Consider the following 20,874-nt stretch of genomic DNA (forward strand, 5'->3'; position numbering starts at 1 on the left):
CATCAGATCCGATAACGGGCCCGAGTTCGCCGCCCGAAAGGTCCGTGAATGGATCGAAGCCGTGGGCGCGAAAACTGCCTTCATAGAGCCCGGATCACCGTGGGAGAACGGCTATTGTGAGAGCTTCAACGCCCGCTTCCGCAACGAGCTGCTCGACGGGGAGATCTTCTACTCGCTCCGCGAGGCCCAGATCCTCATCGAACAATGGCGGCGCCACTACAATACCATCCGCCCCCATAGCGCCCTGGGCTACAGACCGCCTGCCCCGGAAGCCATCGTCACCGTCGACCGAAGGAGGGCAATGCATTAACAATCAACCTGGACCACTCGAATGGGGCAGTTCAATGTCTCACATTACTGACTGCCCAAGATAAAATGCCTTCCACTCTTAGCTGACAACGCCGTTTAGCCGACGCAACCATGCAACACCCAATCAAGACTCTGTTAGTCAATCCATGAGCATAAAGCCAATCGATCAGCGGGCGTTCGGCCCCGCTTCATAATCTACCAGTGAGAAACATAATCGATGATACGGCATTGGAGGGCGCAGAACTCATCAATACAATCGTTAAAATTATAGAAACATGCGAATCGCATGTCAGCTCAGGACGCGCCTATTTTCTGCGAAATTTCGTCCATGTCGGTCTCGCAGGATTCCGTTCTGGCAGTCCAATTCCGGAAACCCGAATCTTCACCCTTCGCCTCCCAATTATCTCTCCATTTAATTTTGCAACCACATCCATGAAATGACTGCCTCGATACGCGCTGCTCTCTCTGTTCATCAAACCAGTCCCTGAAATATGTCCGAGATCGTTAGTAACCTCTGCCTCAGCGCCCTGGTTTCTCACAGTCCAGTAAACTACAGCTCCTTCGGGAAGGGCATTGGGATCAGCGATAGTGAACTCGATATCACAACCCTTCGGAATTGGTCCTATATTGTTTACACCTTCCCAGCGTCGTTTTCCGGAGGTTGCAGCAACACGCACGTCAAGAGCATGACGGACAACAGTTGGCAAGCCCCACGCTGAATCTGCGGCCTTAGACACCGCCTGCACCTCTTCCGGAAACGGAAAAAAGTGCTTGAAGGCTTCAGACCAAATATCTGCACTTCCATACTCGTCTGCCGAAGCAAGTGCACGCTCCGTGATACTCCGAAGATCGGAAAGCCTATCAATGAAAGCATCACAATCGTCGTCATTCAGTCGATTGAGGTTTTCGCGAGTGTTGCCCGGATTCGGCACCGCCGCAGACTGACTTAGTCTTTCCTTGAGCGCACCAACCACTGCGCAAAATACTCGTCGTCTCCAGACAAACGTTCAGAATTGATAGCTTTCATGGCGTCTGCAACCAGCACGGTCAGAAGGATGGAAGAAGGACGGGCAGGAGCCTCGAATGTCAGAGCGGCCCACATTTTCAAATAGCGCGCTAACCGGCGAGCTCTGTCGCGTTCGCTCCCCTCGAATTGATCCTTCCACCACACGTAGATGGCTTTGGGGTCACTGCTCTCCCGCTCTCCGTCTTGTGTGGCCAAATCTCGCAAATCAGCAACCCGGTCCAGATGATAACTGGGTACGTCGATGTGAAAATCGCCTAAGAAGCATATTCGATTGCATCGTTGTTTTGGATTAGCTACGCTGGTAGCGTCGTTTGCTCCGTCAGCAGCATAATCGTCGAGAATCGACTGGACTCTATCCTTGAGCTCCAATGGCTTGACTTCACCAGACTCGGCGCTGCCCTGCCATTCGACGTAGACACCCAAGTCGATATCGAATTCCTCGCCCGTTCGAGCGGGGCGGATTTGCGTACCGAACTTGTATGAACCTTGCAGCCAAGAAGAGACAGGTTTGCCGAAGACATCACGCAAGCCGTTCTTCAAGACCTCAGCGAGATCGTTCCATCGCTCTTGTTGCTCTTCTATTTGCTCGTCAGATGGTCGAACGCGATACGCTAAGGTATCTTGGCGATCTTCAGGATTGTAAAAAAGCTTTGCGGCAATCCCCATCATCACCCCTTAAATCTCGGAAGAAATTCGAAACCTCTTCTCGTTGCAAGAAATCTTCCTCCCCAGCATCGTAGTCGAAAAAGCCTGACGCCCTAATGCCGGGCAAGTGTTCACGCAAGGAAGCATCCGCAAGCCCCTTGAGGTCGTCGCTCACACTTTTACTGGCGTTGTCCAAACGCATCTCAGGGAGCTGACTGGCCGAAGGCGCGGAATCAACTCGGACGTATCGTTCGCCGAAGCGATGCCGCATCATGAAGTCGGTGTTCATCTGTTGCGCCGAGATCATTACCGAGATCAGTCTTTGGTCCGTCAGCCAGTCCTTGTATCCCATGTTGCTGGCAAGCTTCCCGGGAAAGCTGAACTTTGCAGTTGTCGTTCCGACACTTAGAATCTCGGTGTCACCGACATCTTGCCCCAGGAAATGAAGTGCCTCATGTACTGCAATCTCATCCGGGCTGTTTGTATATATGCCACCATCGGCAAAGCGCTCGCTTCCGATTTTGTGAAGCGGAAAGAAGGTAGGCGCGGCGGACGTCGCCATCGCTACGTCAACGACCGGCAGCTTCCAGTCTCTTTGAAAGTTTTCATGATGCGATGTCTTGAACACCTGCGGACTACCCTTTGTTACGTTTACTGCTGGAACGATTGTCTTTTGCTTCAAGTCGCCTATGAAAGTATCTTCGCCGACAACATCGCAGATGAGCTTTCGCAACGGCTTTGCGGAATAGCGGGCGGTAGCGCGATGCGCGAAAAGGTCCAACAAAACCCCAACTTGCGATGAGGGCGGAGCCTTCGTTCCAAAAATTCTCGTGCCTTGCGATGACATGGCTTCAGCCACCTCACGCATGGTCGTCCTCCCAGACGAAACCGCGAGTGCGAGTATCCCACCAATGGAAGTCCCCGCGATCATGTCGAACCGACGATACAAAGGAACATCACCACTCGCCGCCTCAAGCCCTGCCAGAAACTGAGCGGTGTAAAGGCCTTTGTACCCGCCTCCTGATAGTGAGAGTATTCTGAATACCATTGGTGCAATATAGTGATGCCGCCGCACAGCTCAACACAGTATATTGGAGCATTTCATTGTGCACATGGTTTTTTCGTGTCTTGCGGACTTTATGCTATCAAGGCTGAAAGCTGCCGTCTTGCAGGGCGACCGACTTCATCTGCATGTCCGATCATCGGCTGCTTGGGGTGCACAAGCCGGGATATACTCTGCCGGGGTGAACCGAAACCAACGAGGAAGTTTCTTCGTTCTTCGGGGTCGCCGAAAGGCGGTTTGGCATAGACCATTCGAGCGGATTTGCGGAACGGGGTGAGCCAGGCCGTAAAGGTCTCCGCGCTGGCCAGCTCGGCCAGAGCGCCGAAGAAGGCCAGATGACCGGCCCGGTGCAGCTCCCTCAGCCCCTCCAGCAACAGCCGACGAAACAGCCGCGAAAGAACCTGCACAAGCAGGAAGAACCTTGGATTGCAGGCGACCCACCCCGCGCGCCATGCGCTTGGGATCGGCCGCGCTGGTCAGCACCATTTCCGCCGACGCCCTGAAAATCAAACCATACACCGCCTTCTTGCTCCAGAAGACGATTTGCGCGATCTCCGCCGGCAGGGTGAAGACCACGTGGAAATACTCCACGGGCCATAGGTCCTCGACGTGCGCGGCCATTCAGTCGCGCGCCGCCGGACTCTGACACTTGGGGCAATGCCGGTTCTTGCAGGAATCGTAGGCGACGTAATGGTGGCCGCCCTTCGACACAGCCCGCCACCTGCCCGCCGAGCGCCTCGGTCCGGCAGGCCTCGACCGCCGACATCACCTTGAGCTGCGAGAGGCTGGCATGCTCGGCATGGTCCGCCGCCACGCAGGACCATGCCGAGCGAAGGAGGCCTCTAAAAGAGACCGAGTTTTCAGTATCTTATGAACTTCTGGCAAATCTTCTCCCGTTCGGCGGCAAACCGTAAGGCGACTTTGGCAAAACTATACCGACCGGAACAGTCACACTGCTGAGCTTCCCCCTCACCCGCACTTCGAATGACCGCATGCCGCGCAGGTCAGGCAGCCTTCGATCATGCGGAGGTCGAAGCTGCCGCAGCTCGGGCAGGACTTGCCGCGGGGGTGGCCGAGCGGGACCAGCTCGGCGTGGGGGTCGCTTTTCAGGCCCATGCCCTCGCCGTCGATGAAGCCGATGGCGATCAGGTGGCGCTCGATCACGCCGCCGATGGCCGCCAGGATCGAAGGGATGTATTTGCCCTGCATCCAGGCGCCCCCGCGGGGATCGAACACCGCCTTGAGCTCCTCGACCACGAAGGAAACGTCACCACCGCGCCGGAACACCGCCGAGATCATGCGCGTCAGCGCCACGGTCCAAGAAAAGTGCTCCATGTTCTTCGAGTTGATGAAGATCTCGAAGGGCCGCCGGTGGCCATTCAGCACGATGTCGTTGATCGTGATATAGATTGCGTGCTCGCTGCCCGGCCACTTGAGCTTGTAGGTGTTGCCCTCAAGCGCCTGCGGACGGTCGAGTGGCTCGGAGATGTAGACGACCTCGCCCGGCTCTGACACCTGCGCCGCAGGCTCGCGGTCGGCGCTCTCGCTCACGGTCAGAACCGAGCCGGTGACCTCGTTCGGGCGGTACGTCGTGCAGCCCTTGCAGCCGGTCTCATAGGCTTCGAGGTAGACGTCCTTGAAGTCCGGGAAGCTGATGTCCTCGGGGCAGTTGATGGTCTTTGAGATCGAGGAATCGACCCATTTCTGTGCTGCCGCCTGCATCCGCACATGCTCCAGCGGTTGCAGCGTCTGCGCGTTGACGAAGAAGTCCGGCAGATCGGCATCGCCGTACTTGTCGCGCCACATCTGCACGGCGTAGTCCACGACCTCCTCCTCGGTGCGCGACCCGTCCCGCTGCAGCACCTTGCGGGTATAGGCATAGGCGAAGACCGGCTCGATGCCGCTCGACACGTTCCCGGCGTAGAGAGAGATGGTGCCGGTCGGCGCGATGGAAGTCAGAAGGGCGTTGCGGATGCCGTGTTCGCGGATGGCGGCTCGCACGTCGTCGTCCATGTGACGCAGGGCGCCGCTGGCCAGGAACTTCTCGGCGTCGAAAAGCGGGAAGGCCCCCTTCTCCTTGGCGATCTCCACGCTGGCGAGGTAGGCCGACCGCGCGATGCGCTTCATCCATGCCTCGGCCTGCCGCGCCGCCTCTTCCGTTCCGTAGCGCAGCCGCAACATCAGCAGGGCGTCGGCCAGCCCGGTAACCCCCAGCCCGATCCGCCGCTTGGCCTGCGCCTCCCGCGCCTGCGCCTCGAGCGGAAAACGCGAGGCGTCGACGACGTTGTCCATCATGCGCACCGCCGTCGCCACCAGATCGTCCAGCGCGGCCTCGTCCAGGTGCGCGCCCTCCTCGAACGCGCCGGTCACGAGCCGCGCCAGGTTGATCGAGCCCAGCAGGCAGGCGCCGTAGGGTGGCAGGGGCTGCTCGCCGCAGGGGTTCGTCGCCGCGATCGTCTCGCAGTAGGCGAGATTGTTCATCTGGTTGATGCGGTCGATGAAGATCACGCCCGGCTCGGCATAGTCGTAGGTCGAGCGCATGATGCGATTCCAAAGGTCCCGCGCCGCAATGGTGCGATAGACCTTGCCGCCGAACACCAGCTCCCACGGGCCGTCTGCCTTCACCGCCTCCATGAACGCGTCGGTGACCAGCACGCTGACGTTGAAGTTGCGCAGGCGGGCGGCATCGGACTTGGCGGTGATGAAGTCCTCGATGTCAGGATGGTCGCAGCGCATGCAGGCCATCATCGCACCCCGGCGCGACCCGGCCGACATGATCGTGCGGCACATCGAGTCCCATACGTCCATGAACGACAGCGGGCCCGAGGCATCGGCCGCCACACCCAGCACGTCCGCGCCCTTGGGCCGGATGGTCGAGAAATCATAGCCGATGCCGCCGCCCTGCTGCATGGTCAGCGCGGCCTCCTTCAGCATGTCGAAGATCCCGCCCATGCTGTCGGGGATGGTGCCCATGACGAAGCAGTTGAACAGTGTCACGCTGCGCCCGGTGCCCGCCCCCGCGGTGATGCGGCCGGCCGGAAGGAAACGGAAATCCTCCAGCGCGGCATAGAACCTGTCTTCCCACACCGCCGGGTCGGCCTCGACGGCGGCGGTCGCGCGGGCGACACGGCGCCAGGTATCCTCGACCGACCTGTCGAGGGGCGTGCCGTCGCCTTCCTTCAGCCGGTACTTCATGTCCCAGATCTGTTCGGCTATGGGGGCGGCGAAGCGGGTCATGCGGTGCGGCTCCTCGCGGCAGCTACAAGAGGTCCGGGTCGATACGCTTGGTCGCAGGTCCGGTCAACTTGCGACTCGTGCGGCGGAGGACCATCTTACACGCAAGCAACACTTGGGGGTAGTGGTGGGGCAACACATCAACCTGTTGAAGCTTTGCGTGGGCGCAGAGCGTGTCGAGGACCTGGAGACCTGGCAGCGGCACGGCCATGCAAGGGGGCCGGACGGTCTGCCGCGGCACGTCACGCGCATGTGGCCCAAGCGCGTGGACGAGATCCTCGCGGGCGGCTCGCTCTACTGGGTCTTCAAGGGCGTGATCCTGGCCCGCCAACGCATCCTGCGCCTCGACGAGGTCGACCGCGGCGACGGCATCCGCCGCTGCGGCCTTGTACTCGACCCCGAGATACATCGCACCGAGGCCGCCACCCGCCGCCCCTTTCAGGGCTGGCGCTACCTCAAGCCCGAGGACACGCCGCGCGACCTGCCTAAGGCCCGGAGCGAAGAACAGGACCTGCCCCCGCAGCTGATGGCGGCCCTGGCGGAGATCGGGGTGCGTTAAGCCACGTCCCGCGCCTGGCTGACGCCGCAGGGGGCTTTCCGCCCCCCCCTCGCGCCTCCGGCGCTCCCCCCGAGGATACTTCAGGACCGAAGATGAAGCGGTCCCGTATCATCTTCGGTCTTAAAATATCTCCGCCGGAGGCATCGCGGCGGGCGCAGCCAGCCGCAATCGAAGGGTGTCGCGCCGCAGGCGCGGCCTTCTGTCAGTCGAGCAGGTCGAGCGTCCGCTTCAACCCATTGAGCACCGACAGGGTGTCGTCGTCCCACTCGGCATTGCGCGACTTGAAGAGCGTGGCCTGGCTGCGGTGCACGGGTCCGTCGGACAGCATCTTCAGGTGGTTGGCTCGCAGCGTTTCGCCGGTCGAGGTGATGTCGGCGATGGCCTCAGCGGTTTCGTTCTTCACCGTGCCTTCCGTCGCGCCCTGGCTGTCGACGAGCCGGTAGTCCGAGACGCCGTGCTCGCGCAGGTACTCGCGGATTAGCCGGTGGTACTTCGTCGCGATGCGCATGCGGTGGCCATGGCGGCGGCGGAAGTCGGAGGCGGCGGCGTCGAGGTCGTCGAGCGTGTCGACGTCGACCCAGAACCGCGGCACCGCGATCACGAGGTCGGCGTGGCCGAAGCCCATCTTTTCGAGTTCCACCACCTGCCGCTCCCACGCCGGAAGCTTCTCGCGCACCAGGTCGGACCCGGTGACGCCCAGGTGGATGCGGCCGGCCGACAGCTCGCGCGGGATCTCTCCTGCGGACAGCAGCACAAGTTCGACTCCTTCAACACCGGTGACGCGGCCGGAATACTCGCGCTCGCCGCCGGCCAGGCCCATGCCCACGCCGCGTTCGGCGAACCAGTCGAAGGTCTTCTCCATCAGTCGCCCCTTGGACGGCACGCCCAGCTTGATCGTCATGTCGCCAGCTCCAGCGTCAGGGCGGGGCGGATCACGCCGCCGACGGCGGGGCTCGACCGGCCCTGCCCCAGCACGCGGGTCAGCGCGTCGTAGCGCCCGCCGGTGGCGACCGGGGGCAGGTCGGGGCGGCCTTCGGCGTAGAAGCCGAAGACGAAGCCGTCGTAGTATTCCATCGACGTGCGGCCGTAGCTCGCCTCGAACTCCAGCGTCGCCACGTCCACGCCCGCCGTCTCCAGCGCTTCAAGCCGCGCCTCGAACCGGGCCACGGCGTCGGCGATGGCCGGCATGTCGACCGCCATGTCTCGCAGGTGCGCCAGCACGTTCGGCGCCGTCTCCTTCAGGTCGAGGATGTCGTCCAGAAGCTCGACCTCGGCCGCCGGGATGGGCGGCTCGTCGGCCTCGGCGCGCAGCGCCTCGAGCCGCACCAGCACGTCAGCGCGAGTGCGCAAGCCGATTTCGGGTCCGGCCTTGGCCAGCGGATCGGCGGTCTGCAGCAGCTTACGGCGGTCGCGCGCGCCCTTCCCGCCGAAGCGGTCGAGGAGCGTGCGGAACCGGCGGGGCCGCCAGACGTGGTGCAGCAGCATCTCCTTGCGCCGGTCGCTGGCCGTCAGTCCGCGCACGGCCGCCATAAGGACGCCCATGTCCCCCGTCGCGACCCGCAGGCCCAGAGGCGCGAGCAGGCGCGAAAACAGCGCGAAGACCTCGGCGTCCGAGGTGGCCGGATCGCGTGGGTCGAAGACCTCGTATCCTGCCTGCAGGTACTCGACCGCACGCGCAGGATCGCTCTCCTGCCGGCGGAAGACCTCGCCCGCGTAGCAATAGCGCGACGGCTCGTCGCCGTTCTGCATGTGCATCTGCACGACCGGCACCGTGAAGTCCGGGCGCAGCATCTGCTCGCCCCTCAGCGGGTCGGCGGTGGTGAAGGCGCGGGCGCGGATGTCCTCGCCGTAGAGGTCCAGCAGCGTGTTGGCCGGTTGCAGAATCGACGGGTCCACCGGCGTGGCGCCCGCCTCCTGAAACGCGGCCAGAAGCCGCGCGGCCTCGGCCCGGACGGCGGCGCGATCAGACATCAGCCGTTCAGCCGCGCGCGGATCTGCGCGACCATCTCGGTGCGGGGGCACTCGAACTGTGCGGGCTGGGATTTCCACTCGTCCAGCGTCGCGCTCTCGGCGATCTTCGCGCCGAGGACGAGGTCCTTGATCTGCACCACGCCGCGCTCCTTCTCGTCGCCGCCCTCGATTACCGCGATGGGTGCGCCCCGCCGGTCGGCGTACTTGAGCTGGTTGCCGAAGTTCTTCGGGTTGCCGAGGTAGACCTCGGCCCGGATGCCCTCGGCCCTGAGCTCGCGCACCATCGCCTGGTAGTCGGCCATGCGGTCGCGGTCCATCACGGTGACGATTACCGGGCCCCGCGCCTCGCCGCCGATGCGGCCCTTGGCGCGCAGCGCGGCGAGCAGGCGGTCGACGCCGATGGAGACGCCGGTCGCCGGCACCTCCTGCCCCGTGAAGCGCTTCACGAGGTCGTCGTAACGCCCGCCCCCGGCGACCGAGCCGAACTGGCGCGGGCGGCCCTTTTCATCGGTGATCTCGAAGGTCAGTTCGGCCTCGAAGACGGGGCCGGTGTAGTAGCCGAGGCCGCGGACGACGGAAGGGTCTATGACGATGCGATCAGGGCCGTAGCCTTGGGCCTCTAAGAGCTTGGCTATCTGCTCGAGTTCAGCGACTCCTTGCTGGCCTCGGGCCGACTCCCCGATCATCTGGGCAAGCAGATCAATTGTCTCGGCTGCCGCCTCGCATCGTGACTGAAGAAATTGACCGATGATCTGCGCCTGCTCCATGGAGAGGCCGACCCCTTCAATGAAAGCTCCAGATTCGTCGAGGCGCCCTTTCGTCAGTAATTCCCAAACCCCTTCGACGCCGACCTTGTCGTATTTGTCGATCGTGCGCAGCACGGCTTGTCGGATGTTCTCGTCGTCTTCTGACAAGCCGAGAGCTTCAAGGACGCCATCAAGCACCTTCCGGTTGTTCACCCGCACGATGTAGTCCCCGCGCGGGATGCCCACGGCCTCGAGCGTGTCGGCCAGCATGGCGCAGATCTCGGCGTCGGCGGCGACCGAGGGCGCGCCCACGGTGTCGGCGTCGCATTGGTAGAACTGGCGGAAGCGGCCCGGGCCGGGCTTCTCGTTACGCCAGACCGGACCCATGGCGTAGCGGCGGTACGGGAACGGCAGGTCGTTGCGGTACTGCGCCGCGACGCGCGCCAGCGGCGCGGTCAGGTCATAGCGCAACGCCACCCAGTCCGAGTCCTCTTCCTGCCAGGCGAAGACGCCCTCGTTCGGGCGGTCCACGTCGGGAAGGAACTTCCCCAGCGCCTCGACCGTCTCGACGGCCGAGGTTTCCAGCGGATCGAAGCCGTACAGGTCGTAGACCTCGGCGATCTTGTCGAGCATCGCCTTCCGCTCGGTGACGTCGGGGCCGAAATAGTCGCGGAAGCCCTTCGGCGTCTCGGCCTTGGGGCGGGGCTGTTTGCGGGCTTTCGCCATGAAGGTCCCTCGGGGTACGGCAGTCGCGCGCGGTCTAGCCCAAGCCCGGCAGGGGGGCAAGCACGCCGCTTGGCCGGACCCGCGTGCGGTGGTATGGCGCGGCATGAACGAGATTTCGAGACTGGAGGAGCGCCTCGCGCACCTCATCCGCCAGAACGACGACCTGTCCGACATCGTTGCGGCGCAGGAGGCACGCCTGTCGCGGCTCGAGGCGCGCGTGCGGATGCTCATGGAGCGCGAGGCCGACCGCGAGATCGCCGAGGGCGGCACCGTCCCGCTGGCCGACCAGAAGCCGCCGCACTGGTGAGGTGATGAAAAAAGGCCCGCCGGACGATTATCGTCACGACGGGCCTCGGGAGGAGTTCCGTGTGTCCGGCGATCAGCCGGGGCCTAGCGTCTCGCAGCTGATGTCGCGGGCGGCGAGCCGGCGGCAGGCCAGCGCGGCCGAATCCTCGGTCATGCCGACGAAGTTCGCCTCGAAGCCGCCGTTGCGCTGGACCACCTTGCGCAGCGCCTCGTCCAGCGTGCCCAGTTCGGCCAGCGCGGTCTTCAGCAGCACCCGCTCGGCCTGGTAACGCGAGCCGTAGCGCCCGACATTGATGCCCCAGTGGCGGCCACCGGCGGTGGACATTCGGGTGACGACCTCGCGCGCGACTTCCTCGGCCATTTCCTCGGGCCGAGGGCGCGGCAGCGGCGTGGAGTCGAGCCTGGCGACCTCGACGCCCTCCCCGGCCCCGGCCTCGGCCACGGCGCCGTCGATGCCCTCTTCGATCTGCGCGACAAGCGTGGCGGGGATCTCCAGCTCCTGCCCCGGGCGGGCCCGCGGGCGGGGCGACTTGTTCACTGCCAGCACGACGCGGATCACCTTGCCCGCGATGCCGTGGTCGGGGTCGTAGACCGGCTTGACCGGCTTGCGCACGGCCACGTGCGTGGGCGCCTTGCGGAAGCCAAGGTCCAGAAGCTCGGCCACCTTAGCGTTGCGGCTGGCCGTGGAGCGGCCGCCGAATACCGTCGCGATCACCCGCTCTCCACCACGCTCGGCCGAGGCGACGAGGTTGAAGCCGGCGGCGTTGGTAAACCCCGTCTTGATCCCGTCGGCCCCCTTGTAGTCCGCCAGAAGCCGGCGGTTCGTGTTCGGCACGTCGCGGATCCCGGCATAGGTCGAACGGCGCGAGAACAGGTTGTAGTACTCGGGGAAGTCGTAGAACAGGTGCCGCCCCAGCGTGGTCATGTCCCGCGCGCTGGACAGGTGGCCGCTCTCGGTCAGGCCGTGGGCGTTCTTGAAGGTGGTGCGGGTCATGCCCAGCACCTGCGCCGTGCGGGTCATGCGACGGGCGAAGGCCGCCTCGCTGCCGGAGATGGCCTCGCCGATGGCGGTGGCCGCGTCGTTGGCCGACTTCACCGCCGCCGCGCGGATCAGATAGCGAAACGCGATGGTCTGGCCGGTGCGCAGGCCCAGCTTCGACGGAGGCTCGGACGCCGCGTGGCGCGAGATCGTCACCTTGTCGTCGAGCCCGATCTCGCCATTCTCCACCGCCTGGAAGGCGATGTAGAGCGTCATCATCTTGGTCAGCGACGCCGGATGAAGCCGCGCGTCGGCGTTCTCGGAATGCAGCACCTCGCCCGACCGTGCGTCGATGACGTGTGCGGCGTAGGGGGCGGCCTGCGCTGCTGCGGCCGAAAGTGCGAGAAACGCCGTTACTGCGATCAAACGGAGTCCATCACGGAGAGTCTGCCCATGCTGTTTCACGGATCACTGCCCTCTATCTGCCTCTGCGGCCGGAATTCTTCGAGTCCGGCTCGTTGCGAAGGACGCTAGCACAGGTTCTTGAAGCGGAAAACAGCCTATGTTCAGGGGCTTTCGCCGTGGCCTTGATGTAACTCAAGATTTCGTGCGGTCGGCGTGAGAATTTTCAACAAGTTAGCCCTGCCGCCCCCGCGTCAGGCGAGGCGCGCAAGAATTTCGGGCAGCCCCGCAAGCGACTCGATCTCGTGAAAGCGCGGATGCCCCTCGGGCGCCTCGGCGTGCTCGAGCGCCCAGACCAGTCCGTGCGGGACATAGACGCCCCAGCCGCCGGCCTCGATCGCCGGAACCACGTCGGATTTCATGGAGTTGCCGACCATCATCGCCCGCTCGGCCCCCTGCCCGTGCCGCTCGAATAGGCGCGCATAGACCTCTGGCGTCTTGTCCGACACGATCTCGACCCCGTCGAACAGGTCGCCCAGTCCCGACTGGGCCAACTTCCGCTCCTGGTCCAGCAAATCGCCCTTCGTCACCAGCAGAATCGTGTAATCCCCGGCCACCGACTCGACGGTTTCGCGGGCATGGGGCAGAAGCTCGATGGGATGGCCCAGCATCTCTTGCCCCGCCTCGATGATCTGGCGGATGACGGCAGCGGGCACACGTTCGTCCGTCACCTCGATGGCCGTCTCGATCATCGACAGCACGAATCCCTTGATGCCGAATCCGTAGTGCCCGAGGTTGCGTCGTTCGGCGGCGAGCAGGCGGTCTTCGAGATGCGCACGCTCGGCATGGTCGGCCAGGAGCTCCGTGAACCGTTCCTGCGTCATCCGAAAGAACTGCTCGTTGTGCCAGAGCGTGTCATCGGCGTCGAAAGCGATGGTTGTAAGGGTCGCCAAGTGTCCGTCCTTGCTGTATCGGGGGTGGTTCGGGCGCGGCGCCCGGCCCCCTTTTCAGGTTGAGCGACGCCCTTATATAGTCGGCTCAGCCGGAACACACGACACCAAGTCCGCGGAGAGACGGTTTGACTGGCCAGCCCCTCATCATGGCGAACAAGGACGACGACCCGGCCGACGGAGACGCCGGCGTTGTACTCGAGACCCGCAAGAAGACGCAGCGCCCGCCGCTCTACAAGGTGCTGCTGCTGAACGACGACTACACGCCGATGGAGTTTGTGGTGCACGTGCTCGAGCGCTTCTTCGGCATGACCCACAGCCAGGCGTTCGAATTGATGCTGACCGTCCACAAGAAGGGTTTGGCGGTCGTCGGTGTATTCTCGTTCGAAGTGGCCGAAACCAAGGTGGCGCAAGTGATGGACTTCGCCCGCCGCCACCAGCACCCGCTGCAATGCACGATGGAGAAGGAGTAGGCTGCGCGCCGCTCCGCATGACATGCTGACCACGAGACTCTCCTTGGCCGCCGAGCGCGGCCTTTTCCATTTGGACGGACCCGTCTGCGTCTTTGGCGCCCGGGCCGGAGACGACCTGTCGCCCCTGGGAACTGACGTGCAGGTGGTCCAAGGCTTCCACCCGGACTTCGACGTGCTGTCGCGTCGCGGCCTCGATGTGCGCGTGGCGCCTGAGGGGCGCTTCCCACTGATCGTGGTCGCCTTGCCCCGAGCCAAAGCGTTGGCGCGCGACCGCGTGGCGCGGGCCGCCCCGGCGCTGGCACCCGGCGGCGTGCTGGTGATCGACGGGCAGAAGACCGAAGGCATCGACAGCCTGCTGCGCGACATCCGCAAGCGCGCCGAGGTGGGCGAGGTGCTGTCCAAGGCGCACGGGAAGATCTTCACCGTGACCGGCGGCGAATTCTCCGATTGGGTGGAAGAGCCCGCCCGGATATCCGAGGGCTTCCTCACCGCGCCCGGCAGCTTCTCGGCCGACGCTGTCGACCGCGGCTCGGCGCTGCTGGCCGAGGCACTGCCGCCGCTGAAGGGCGCGGTGGCCGACTTGGGCGCGGGCTGGGGATACCTGTCGCACCACCTGCTGCAGACGTCACAGGCCGTGACCGAATGCCATCTGGTCGAGGCGGACCACGCGGCGCTGGACTGCGCCAGGACCAACGTCACCGACCCCCGCGCCCGCTTCCATTGGGCCGACGCAACCGCCTGGGACGGGCCCGAGCCGCTCGACCATGTTGTCACCAACCCGCCGTTCCACATCGGCCGTGCCGCCGACCCGTCGCTGGGCCGCGCCTTCATCGCGGCGGCCGTGCGACTTCTGAAGCCGTCCGGCCGGCTGTGGCTGGTCGCGAACCGGCATTTGCCTTATGAGGCGGCCCTCTCCGAAGGGTTCGCCCGGATCGAGGAGGTTGCGGGCGACAACGCGTTCAAGGTCTATGCCTGCGACAGGCCCCGCCGGGGCCGCTGACATCCACCTGGTGGCGCGCACGCGCCGGAGGATACCCAGATGAGCCTCACGATCTCAGGAAAGACCGCCATCGTCACCGGCGCCGCCAACGGCGTCGGTCTCGCGGTGGCGCGCCACTTCGTCGAGCGCGGCGCCAACGTCATGTTCGCCGACATGGACGAGGCCCGGCTGGCTGACGAGGTCGGCAATGTCGAGGACGAGAAGGGCACTTCGCGCTACTTCGCGGGCGACCTGCGCCAGAAGCTGACTGTGGCGAACCTGCTGTCGGCCACGCTCGACGCGTTCGACCGGGTGGACATCCTGGTCAACGCCTCGCGCCAGATGATCGCGTCCGACCCGCTTGACCCCGACGACGACGCGGTGTCCGTCCTACTGGAGCAGAACCTGCTGACGTCGCTGCGGCTCAGCCAGATCGTTGCGCGCAGGATGATCAAGCAGGCGGAGGCGGACGAGCAGACCGAGGGGCCGGTGGGGTCGATTATCAACCTGTCCTCCATCGCCGCGCGGCGGACACATCCCGAGTTGCTGGCCTATTCCGTCAGCACCGCCGCGCTCGACCAGGCGACCCGGTCGCTGGCCGTCGCTCTGGCCCCCCACCGGATCCGGGTGAACGCCGTGGCTTTCGGCTCGGTCATGTCGGCCTCTCTGCGCGGCGCGATCAAGGAGAACCCGGACTGCCGCGAGGACATCATCGAGAACACGCCGCTCAGCCGCATCGCCTCGGCCAGCGAGGTGGCCGAGACGGTGCAGTTCCTCGCCTCGGACGGCTCGGGCTTCATGACCGGCCAGATCCTGACCATCGACGGCGGCCGGACCCTGATCGACGTGGTCGAGGCGCCGGCGCACTGACCCGCCGCACGGGCCGGCCGCACCGGCAGGACGCCTTCGGCGCGAGAGTATTTCCGGCAAGAGGAAGACCCGTCGCAGGGGCGGCGACCCCGCGAAAGCTCGTCGTCTGCCTGGCCTTCTGCGGCTCGACCGCCTGCCCGACCCATTGCGCGCGCGAGGCGCCGGCCATGGCCAAAAGGCGATGGTGTTCTTGCCCAACCCCACGATCTGCAGCGTCCCGTCCTACGAGCGCGGCAGCGCGTCGTCTTATCTTTCAGAACGCTGGCATTTTCAGCCTGGACTGGAACGAGCCTTCGAGCGCCTGTGACAAATACGGAATTGGCGGCAGGTGTCGGATGAATCTTATTCGCGCGGTGTCGGCTCCGGGGGACCGGAGCTCCAGAAGAAGTTATCGGAAATCTCGACATATTCAGTGCCGTGGTCCGGAGCATTGATATTAGCGGCGCATCCACCATTTGAAACTTGCGCGAAGTTTCTCTCGATCGAATTAGGACGGGCCCAATCGGGTCGCCACCCGCGTCCGGTCAAGTCGTCGACACGAAAGGCGCATCCGGTTCCGCTCAAGACGACATTCCTTCGAACCTCGTTGTTCCAGCCACCGTTGATTCCGATCCCTGTCACATTCCGAGCTAGTAAATTTCCGACAACGGAGACCCCGCTGGCTCGGCCGTCCATGTAGATCGCCCAGCTGATCGGGCTTGGCCACTCGTTTAGTTTCTCGTAGCGCGGCGGCCAGAAGCTTCCATCAGGCCGTGCCATTAGCTGATCCGTTCCGGTAACGACATTGTAACGGATCGAACTGTCGAGGGGCGTCGACTGTGCGCCCATCATTTTTATTGCGCCGCCGTCCGCAGTCGCTTGGTTCGTGCGAAGAACTAAATTGTACTCGATTACGGCGCGGTGGCTCGCGTCCTGATCGCCCCACAGCGAACCGCCGGAGATTCCGAACTGGGCGGCGCGCTCGACGAAGTTGAAGGCAATGCGCAGGTTACGACTGGCTTGGAACCAGATGCCAGCACTCTCGAAGTAGACCTCCCCCACATCCCGGATACGGTTTCCAATAATGGCTCCGTTATCCGATCGGCCGAACGTACCGTACTGAGGCCCGAAGAATATAGCGTTGCCGGCGACATGAGCGATGTCGTTCCCGGATATGGTGACATCATCGCTTTCTGCAACATGAATCGCGACGCCGACGTTCTCGAAATAATTTCGATGAACGCGCATCCTGTCACCACCTATGATCCGGATGGCACCGAAACTGCGCATGTCGGTGGCGTACTTCCCACTACCCTCGGGCGCTCCGTTCCGGAAGCTAAGTCCCTCGACTGAAATGTCTTCAGTTCCCGCGAAGCGAAAAAAGGTCGGCAAGATCGCGACGGTCATCCTTGCATCGCTGGGATCGACGCCGGAACCGGGGATGTAGTGCAGGCGAGCGTTGCCATCGTCGAACCACCATTCGCCCGGAGCGTCCAGGAAGCTTTCCGCTCCGGCCAGGTAATAGCGGCTTCCGGCACCGGTGAAGAAGTAGCCGGTGCCTGCGACATGCACGAGGTCCTTTGCCGCGTCGATCGACAGAACGGGCAGCGTATCGCTGCCCCACTGCGTGTTCGGGAACAGGCCTCCGGTAACATGTGCCACCACGCCGCTTACGTCGTCGAGAACCGGAAGATCGCCGGGACGTGCACCGAACCGCGTGTTGCCGAGGGATTCGTCACCTGGTGCCGGAGTGCGTGCGAACAGCCATCCCCCGCGAAGATCGCCGTCTTCCGGCGCATTTGGAAATCGCGCCTTGATCTGACGCCGGCCGTCGACGAAGAGGCCCCCGATGCCGGCGCCTTCGGGAAGGTCGACGCGCGCGCTCCAGCGGCCGTCCCGGTCCTCGACCCAGTCGGCGACCTCCATGCCACCGTGCAAGACAGGTAACTCATCTTCTGCAGCGATCAGAGAGAGACCTGAATCCCGCTCATCGAACTCTACGGCAGAGCGAAGGAAATAATCTCCGCCGTGCACGATGATCCGAACCGCTTCTCCGATCGCTCGTGCCGCGTCGCGGGCAGCCTCGAAACTCGCCATGGGGCCGTCCGTTCCGTCCTTGAGCGGCGCGGGAAATCGGCCGCTCCATTGATCGTTGCCGAGCGGGGAAACGTGCAGGACAGAACCATCTGCCGCAGCGCAGCGCTGGATGCCGAGCGCCGTCAGCAGAACGGCCATCGCAACGCATGTCTGCATCCAAGAAAAAGCTCTCATTACAATGATCACAGCCTATCCCCTTCCGAGTTGCGGGATCGCCGACCGGTGCCGTGGCGAAAGGTACGCGAGAAGAGGGCGTTCAATAACCAGATGGGCGACGGCTCCTGCGAATACAGCGACGCAGGAGAGAAGGGCGAACATCAGCAAAGGCGGCACGAGCGCCTGCATCCCGGTCAGGGCGATGAGGATAGCTGCCGCGTTCATGACCGGCAGATGAAGCAGGTAAATGGCGTACGAGGCGTCTCCGAGAAACACGCCCAGGCGCAGCACGGAATAGCGGGCACGGGCCAGGCTCGCGACGATGGCGGCGGCGCTGAAGCCATAGGTCAAGGTGCGCAGCCCCAGGGGCCAGGGCGACACATACTGCTCCGAGAAGCCGACGGCGAGAAAGCCCGCGATGCCAAGAAGAAGAAGGCATCCCACGCTCCGCGCCGGCAGGTGCCGGTAGAGATAGGCGGCTGCGAGCCCCAGCATGAAGAGCAGGTTGTATGGAGACAGGAAGAACGCTGACGGAAAGCTTTCCGGAGGATCCGCGAGATGCAGCGCGCAAGCGGCCATCCAGAGGGCAAATACTGCAGCGCCGAGCCTGAGATCGACAATGAGCGTAACGAAGGTGATGTAAAACAAGATTTCGTGCTTCAGGGTCCACGCGACGGGCAGCACCGTCCGTCCTTCCGCCGGCGCCAGCAGATAGGATGTCAAGATGGAGTAGCCGTCCCGCGCTGCCTCCGGCGCCAGATCCGGAACGAACTGGTATCCCAAGAGCAGAAACGTGAGCACGACCCAGTATATGGGGTAGATTCGGATTACCCGCTTGCGCAGGAAGCGCGCAACCCGTGCCGGTCGTCCGAGGTCCTCACGGTGGACGTAGGCGATGATGAAACCCGACAGGACGAAAAAGAACTCGACGCCAGCATAGCCCCAGCCGAAGCCCTTCCAAGCGATCTCTCCGTCGTAGAGGCGCAGCGGCAGGACGAAGTCGTTTGCATGGTAGAACACGACCAGGATCGCTGCGACGGCGCGGGCCGCCTGGAGCGCATCAAGCCGCTCGGCCGAGGCCCGGTTCGCGACTTTCAACGGTCCGCTGGCCGCGGAGGCGAACGGCCCGCGGCTCGGACTGGTCATCGCAATGCCTCGTACATCTGTTCCAGCCGCTTGCGGGCCGTCTCTGGATGGAAACTTCCATGGGCGGATTCGATGGCGCCGGCACTAAGCGCCTCGTATCCGGATCGGTCTTCCCAGGCAGCGATCAACCTCTCGACGAGGGCATCCGCCATCCTCCCGGTCGCCGCGTCGTATGCCTCAAGATACCCCGGATCGTTCTGGCGATAGATCCAGGTCCACTTTCCGACCACGTCATCGTTCTCGAACGGAAGGAGATAGCCGTTCACCCCCGGCTTTACGATTTCCGGCAGCACGCAGGTGTCGCTTCCGATGACCGGAGTGCCCGAGGCGAAAGCCTCGATCGAGACGAAACCGAAGGTGTCGTGGAATGTCGGAAAGACCAGGAAATCGCTCGCATCCATCAACTGGTAGACCGCCGAGGGCGGCAAGCTCCTGTGATGGACAACTCCGTCCTGTGCGATGCCGCGCACCGCGTCGGCGACGTACCGACCGTCAGGCGGACCTATGTAGTCCCTGCGACTCCAGCCGAGGGAAGACACGATGGTCGTTTCGACCGGCACCCCCTGTGCCCGAAGCCTGGCATGGGCGCGCAGAAGGACCGGGCCGCCCTTGCGCATGAAATCCCGCCCCACGAACAAGAGGCGCAGCTTGTCGGAGTGCCTTTTGGGCCGCCGGGTGCGGGGCTGAACGGCGGGATAGACGAGCTCGGCTTTAGACAACAGTCTAGCCAGTCCGGGGAAACCCTCGTGCTGCGCACGAAACTGCCGGAGCGCGTACTCCGAAATGGCAATTATACCGCGACATCGCGCGTCGAGAAGGCTATCGCACAGGCGTCGCTCGAGCCACGGAAGCCTCCGGTCGGTCGGCGTACGCGGCAGAAAGTCTTCGAACGTGACGATGTAGGGCCGATTGGTCAGCCAGGGAATCGCGTTCCAAGCATGGATCGCCTCGAAACCTGGTTCCGGAACGAAGGATACGCAGTCGGCCCAGGAAAAGTACCTGTTCAGCGGCGTCAACGCGCGCTGGATGAAGCGCGCGTTCCGCTGGCCCAGGGCAATCGTGAAGTCAACGTGATAACTATGGCCGGTGCGGAGTCGGATTGGAGCATGGTCGCCAATACCGTCGCGATCGGCGATCGGGAGCGCAGTTGCGTTCAGCGTGTCTTGATCCGGCAGTAAGAGTCTTGGTGTGGGTCCCGTCATGCCGCAGACCGTGCTGCGAGACTAATGCGAGCGAATTCTTCGAAGATGTCATCGATCGACATCGTAATCCGCCAACCGGGGTAGTCCTTCCGGAAACGGGAGAGGTCCGTGTAGTAGACGATGTGGTCGCCAATGCGATTGGTTTCGCTGAGTTCCCAAGACAGCTCCCGGCCCGTCAACTGATTGATGCGATCGATGGATTCGATGATGGATACGCTGTTCGCCTTCCCTCCGCCGAGGTTGTAGACGGCTCCCGGCCGCGGCTCGGCGAGATACGCGTCAAAGGCGCCAATGACATCCCGGCTGTGGATCTGGTCGCGGACTTGCTTTCCCTTGTAGCCGAAGATCGTGTAAGAGCGTCCCTCGGCCGCGGCCTTGAAGAGGTACGACAGGTATCCGTGCAGCTGTGCACCGGAATGTCCTGCGCCGGTCAGGCAGCCGCCGCGGAAGCAGACGGTGTTCATGCCGAAGTAGCGCCCGAACTCCTGTACCATGACGTCGGCCGCGACTTTGCTCGCGCCGAACAGACTGTGCTTCGTCTGATCGATGCTGAAGGTTTCGGGAATGCCTTCGACATAGGCCGGGTCGTCGAAATCGTAGCGGGTTTCGTACTCGGCCAAGCTCACGAGGTTGGGTCCATCGCCGTAGACCTTGTTCGTGCTGGTAAAGATGAAGGGGGCCTCGGCAGCGAAGCGGCGGGTTGCTTCGAGCAGATTCAGCGTGCCCAGAGCGTTGACGCTGAAATCTTCAAACGGGATCTGGGCGGCGAGGTCGTGACTGGGCTGCGCGGCGCAGTGGACTATGGCTTCCGGCCGAACTTCGCGCACGAGCTCGAACACGGCGTCTCTGTCGCGGATGTCGATTGCCGCGTGTTGATAACTGCGGCAGTCGTTTACCAGGCGCTCACGCTGCCAAGTCGTGTCGCCGTCACTGCCGAAGAACGAGCGCCTCATATTGTTGTCGACGCCGACGACGCGCCAGCCAAGTTCGTCATAATGGCGCGCAGCTTCCGACCCGATGAGTCCGGCGCTACCGGTAACGATCATGCGCTTCAT

The 20,874-nt window shown here is 63.6% G+C and carries 19 protein-coding genes and 1 pseudogene; 6 read left to right on the forward strand and 14 right to left on the reverse strand.

What is annotated here, in order from left to right; all coding sequences use genetic code 11:
* Window positions 1-310, forward strand: a 310-nt coding sequence (locus tag BM162_RS19680; protein WP_143096235.1) for an integrase core domain-containing protein, incomplete at its 5' end; no start/stop codon positions are given.
* A gap of 304 nt (window positions 311-614) precedes the next feature.
* On the opposite strand, the gene BM162_RS22525 is transcribed toward BM162_RS19680, so the two are convergent.
* The 5 genes and pseudogenes from BM162_RS22525 to BM162_RS19695 form a co-directional block, all read right to left on the reverse strand.
* Window positions 615-1,283: a nucleotide-binding domain-containing protein gene (locus BM162_RS22525; protein WP_143096237.1), complete on the reverse strand. Its 669-nt coding sequence runs from the start codon at window positions 1,281-1,283 to the stop codon at window positions 615-617.
* Window positions 1,256-2,005 (reverse strand): cyclic GMP-AMP synthase DncV-like nucleotidyltransferase, encoded by a 750-nt coding sequence (locus BM162_RS22530; protein ID WP_143096238.1) that lies wholly within the window; start codon window positions 2,003-2,005, stop codon window positions 1,256-1,258. The genes BM162_RS22525 and BM162_RS22530 overlap by 28 nt, the downstream gene beginning before the upstream one ends.
* Window positions 1,968-3,029, reverse strand: coding sequence for a CBASS cGAMP-activated phospholipase (locus BM162_RS19685; RefSeq protein WP_093425335.1), 1,062 nt, complete (start codon window positions 3,027-3,029; stop codon window positions 1,968-1,970). The genes BM162_RS22530 and BM162_RS19685 overlap by 38 nt, the downstream gene beginning before the upstream one ends.
* A gap of 230 nt (window positions 3,030-3,259) precedes the next feature.
* Window positions 3,260-3,908: pseudogene (locus BM162_RS23625) on the reverse strand (IS91 family transposase); the annotation flags it as partial.
* Between the two features lie 105 nt (window positions 3,909-4,013).
* Entirely contained in the window at window positions 4,014-6,281 is a 2,268-nt protein-coding gene (locus tag BM162_RS19695) for an adenosylcobalamin-dependent ribonucleoside-diphosphate reductase (RefSeq protein ID WP_093425337.1), read from the reverse strand.
* A 124-nt stretch (window positions 6,282-6,405) separates the two neighbouring features.
* Between BM162_RS19695 and BM162_RS19700 the strand changes: the two genes are divergently transcribed.
* The gene (locus tag BM162_RS19700; RefSeq protein ID WP_093425368.1) at window positions 6,406-6,837 is read left to right on the forward strand and encodes a DUF1489 family protein; all 432 of its coding nucleotides are present in this window, start codon (window positions 6,406-6,408) and stop codon (window positions 6,835-6,837) included.
* Between the two features lie 202 nt (window positions 6,838-7,039).
* Here BM162_RS19700 and hisG read toward each other — a convergent pair whose 3' ends face one another.
* The 3 genes from hisG to hisS are packed head-to-tail and all read right to left on the reverse strand — an operon-like array spanning window position 7,040 to window position 10,280.
* Complete coding sequence (hisG, locus tag BM162_RS19705) at window positions 7,040-7,738, reverse strand: ATP phosphoribosyltransferase (RefSeq protein ID WP_093425338.1); 699 nt, start codon at window positions 7,736-7,738, stop codon at window positions 7,040-7,042.
* The gene (locus BM162_RS19710) at window positions 7,735-8,808 is read right to left on the reverse strand and encodes an ATP phosphoribosyltransferase regulatory subunit (protein WP_093425340.1); all 1,074 of its coding nucleotides are present in this window, start codon (window positions 8,806-8,808) and stop codon (window positions 7,735-7,737) included. The genes hisG and BM162_RS19710 overlap by 4 nt, the downstream gene beginning before the upstream one ends.
* Window positions 8,808-10,280: a histidine--tRNA ligase gene (hisS, locus tag BM162_RS19715; protein ID WP_093425341.1), complete on the reverse strand. Its 1,473-nt coding sequence runs from the start codon at window positions 10,278-10,280 to the stop codon at window positions 8,808-8,810. Before hisS ends, BM162_RS19710 begins: the two co-directional genes overlap by 1 nt.
* Before the next feature lie 103 nt (window positions 10,281-10,383).
* Between hisS and BM162_RS19720 the strand changes: the two genes are divergently transcribed.
* Entirely contained in the window at window positions 10,384-10,587 is a 204-nt protein-coding gene (locus BM162_RS19720; protein ID WP_093425343.1) for a SlyX family protein, read from the forward strand.
* 72 nt (window positions 10,588-10,659) lie between these two features.
* On the opposite strand, the gene BM162_RS19725 is transcribed toward BM162_RS19720, so the two are convergent.
* Window positions 10,660-11,991 carry a D-alanyl-D-alanine carboxypeptidase family protein gene (locus BM162_RS19725; protein WP_245759351.1) on the reverse strand — a complete coding sequence of 444 codons (1,332 nt, stop codon included), beginning with the start codon at window positions 11,989-11,991 and terminating at the stop codon, window positions 10,660-10,662.
* Between the two features lie 230 nt (window positions 11,992-12,221).
* Window positions 12,222-12,920 (reverse strand): HAD family hydrolase, encoded by a 699-nt coding sequence (locus BM162_RS19730; RefSeq protein WP_093425346.1) that lies wholly within the window; start codon window positions 12,918-12,920, stop codon window positions 12,222-12,224.
* A gap of 146 nt (window positions 12,921-13,066) precedes the next feature.
* Here BM162_RS19730 and clpS point away from each other — a divergent pair, with 146 nt between their 5' ends.
* From clpS to BM162_RS19745, 3 genes are all read left to right on the forward strand, one after another.
* Window positions 13,067-13,390: an ATP-dependent Clp protease adapter ClpS gene (clpS, locus tag BM162_RS19735; protein ID WP_177215281.1), complete on the forward strand. Its 324-nt coding sequence runs from the start codon at window positions 13,067-13,069 to the stop codon at window positions 13,388-13,390.
* Between the two features lie 136 nt (window positions 13,391-13,526).
* Window positions 13,527-14,390, forward strand: a complete 864-nt coding sequence (locus tag BM162_RS19740) for a class I SAM-dependent methyltransferase (RefSeq protein WP_245759352.1) — start codon at window positions 13,527-13,529, stop codon at window positions 14,388-14,390.
* 39 nt (window positions 14,391-14,429) lie between these two features.
* Window positions 14,430-15,239: an SDR family NAD(P)-dependent oxidoreductase gene (locus BM162_RS19745; RefSeq protein ID WP_093425350.1), complete on the forward strand. Its 810-nt coding sequence runs from the start codon at window positions 14,430-14,432 to the stop codon at window positions 15,237-15,239.
* A 342-nt stretch (window positions 15,240-15,581) separates the two neighbouring features.
* Here BM162_RS19745 and BM162_RS19750 read toward each other — a convergent pair whose 3' ends face one another.
* From BM162_RS19750 to BM162_RS19765, 4 genes are read right to left on the reverse strand one after another with little or no spacing between them, the layout of a single operon-like run.
* Window positions 15,582-17,453, reverse strand: coding sequence for a right-handed parallel beta-helix repeat-containing protein (locus BM162_RS19750; protein ID WP_177215280.1), 1,872 nt, complete (start codon window positions 17,451-17,453; stop codon window positions 15,582-15,584).
* 51 nt (window positions 17,454-17,504) lie between these two features.
* Window positions 17,505-18,617, reverse strand: a complete 1,113-nt coding sequence (locus BM162_RS19755) for an acyltransferase family protein (protein WP_093425353.1) — start codon at window positions 18,615-18,617, stop codon at window positions 17,505-17,507.
* Window positions 18,614-19,819 (reverse strand): glycosyltransferase family 4 protein, encoded by a 1,206-nt coding sequence (locus BM162_RS19760; protein WP_093425355.1) that lies wholly within the window; start codon window positions 19,817-19,819, stop codon window positions 18,614-18,616. The genes BM162_RS19755 and BM162_RS19760 overlap by 4 nt, the downstream gene beginning before the upstream one ends.
* The gene (locus BM162_RS19765) at window positions 19,816-20,874 is read right to left on the reverse strand and encodes an NAD-dependent epimerase/dehydratase family protein (protein ID WP_093425356.1); all 1,059 of its coding nucleotides are present in this window, start codon (window positions 20,872-20,874) and stop codon (window positions 19,816-19,818) included. Before BM162_RS19765 ends, BM162_RS19760 begins: the two co-directional genes overlap by 4 nt.

The sequence above is a fragment of the Tranquillimonas alkanivorans genome (genome assembly GCF_900115595.1).
Classification (GTDB): domain Bacteria; phylum Pseudomonadota; class Alphaproteobacteria; order Rhodobacterales; family Rhodobacteraceae; genus Tranquillimonas; species Tranquillimonas alkanivorans.